This window comes from Rheinheimera sp. (assembly GCF_036568245.1).
In the GTDB taxonomy this organism is placed as follows: domain Bacteria; phylum Pseudomonadota; class Gammaproteobacteria; order Enterobacterales; family Alteromonadaceae; genus Alishewanella.
On sequence record NZ_DATCSY010000415.1, the window covers coordinates 1 to 2012 of the forward strand.

Here is a 2012-nt window from a genome sequence, read left to right on the forward strand (position 1 = left end):
CCTGACGCCGCTGCAGTTTGGCGGCGTCTGTCATCGCATTCTGTTTCATCATCAGCCTTTTAAGCGGATCAGCCAATCGGTCATCTTATGCGCCAGCTTGCCGTAAGGTGGCAGCAACATACTGACGCTGTTATAAGCGCCCTGCACAAACACCGGCCGTAGTTTGCTGAAGGTTAAAAAGCCTTCATAACCATGGTAATGCCCCATACCACTTTCACCGATACCGCCAAAGGGCAAGTCATGCTGGCCGACATGCAAAATGGCATGATTGATGGTGACACCACCCGACATCACCTGGGTTAAATAGCGCTGCTGTAACGCTTTGTCATGGGTAAAGGGATAAAACGCCAGCGGCCTTGGCCGGGCGTTAATATACTGCACCACCTCGCTTGTATCGGTATAGGTTTTTACCGGCAGCAAAGGGCCAAAAATCTCACGCTGCATCACCAGCATATCGTCGCTTACGTTAAACAACAGCGTCAGTGGGAATTTTCTCGTGTCAGGCACCGCACTTTGCCCCGGCATCAGGTTGACTGCGGTCGCGCCTTTGGCCACTGCGTCTTCCAACGTCGCCTTAAGGCGCTGATACGCGCGTTCATCGATAATAGCGGTGTAATCGTTGCTGTTGATATCCGGATAGCGTTTTGCCACCAGTTTTAGCGCCAACTCAGTAAATGACTGCTCGCTACCGGCTGGCAGAAACAGGTAATCGACATTGGTACAGATTTGGCCGGCATTAAAGGCTTTCGCCCATAAAATACGATCTGCGGCTTTATCCAGGCTAAAGTCCGGCGCCACTACCGCAGGTGATTTGCCGCCCAGCTCCAGTGTCACCGGGGTCAGATTCTTTGCTGCATTGGCCATAACGGCACGGCCGGTTTGGGCTGAACCGGTAAAAAACAGATGATCAAACGGCTGCTGCGAAAACGCCGGGCCAGTGCCGCCGTCATCGGCGAAAAACTGCAGTTTGTCAGACGGTAAGTACTGTGGCGCCAGCCTGATCAACAGCTGTGCCAGCTGCTCTGAGTTTTCTGACATTTTGACCATGGCACGGTTGCCGGCGGCAAAAATGGCCACCAGCGGTGCCAGTGACAACATGATGGGGAAATTCCACGGCACGATCACACCAACAACGCCCAACGGCTGCGGCAGTACTTTGCAGGATGAAGTAGGAAACAATAAGCGGTCGATATGGCGTTTTTGCGGTTTCAGCCATTTCTTTAACTGCTTTTGGGTGCGGCTGATGTCTTCCAGTACCATCAGAATTTCAGAGAAGCGGGTTTCAAACTTGCAGCGGCTGCCGTAATCGGCATTCACCGCATCGACCAATGCCTGCTCGTTGTCGCGGATCAGCGCTTTTAGGGCGTCCAGATCAGCCAGTCGCTGTTTTAACTGCGGCACCGGATCTGCCTGATAGGCTGAACGTTGCAACGCCAGGCAACTGGCGAAGCGGCTAAAGGCCGCGTTATGGTCAGCCGTATTGCTGTTGCCGGTTGTACTATCACTTACTGAGTTTGCTGCGTGCATTGTTCACCCCAAACTGACCAAGAGTCATTTTCACAGCAGACTAATGACCAGCGGTCATTTTGTCAATAAAACGCTTGGACTTAAGACCTTCTGCCAGTAACACTGGCCTTGCAGAACCTGATATGCTTTACACCTTACTGCCAGGTACCGGAGCCGTTATGTCATCACGGGTGCAATCTGCGTTTTATATTATGCTCGGAGGTTCTGTCGTGCTGACGATAGCGCTGGGTATTCGTCACGGTTTTGGCCTGTTTTTAACGCCGATGAGTAATGAATTCGGCTGGGGCCGGGAAACCTTTGCGCTGGCCATAGCGCTGCAAAACCTGATTTGGGGCCTGACGCAACCCCTGACCGGCGCGCTGGCTGATCGTATCGGGGCGAAAAAAGTGGTGCTGGCGGGCGGCCTCTGTTATACAGCGGGCCTGATAACGATGGCGATGGCCAGCAGCGGCATTACGCTGGCACTAAGTGCTGGCTTATTGATT

The 2012-nt window shown here is 53.1% G+C and carries 2 protein-coding genes; one reads left to right on the forward strand and one right to left on the reverse strand.

Annotated features, from left to right (window positions below; translation table 11 throughout):
* Positions 1-51 precede the first annotated feature (51 nt).
* The gene (locus VIN66_RS18700; RefSeq protein ID WP_331925392.1) at positions 52-1527 is read right to left on the reverse strand and encodes a coniferyl aldehyde dehydrogenase; all 1476 of its coding nucleotides are present in this window, start codon (positions 1525-1527) and stop codon (positions 52-54) included.
* A gap of 158 nt (positions 1528-1685) precedes the next feature.
* Here VIN66_RS18700 and VIN66_RS18705 point away from each other — a divergent pair.
* Positions 1686-2012, forward strand: a 327-nt coding sequence (locus VIN66_RS18705) for an MFS transporter (protein ID WP_331925393.1), incomplete at its 3' end; no start/stop codon positions are given.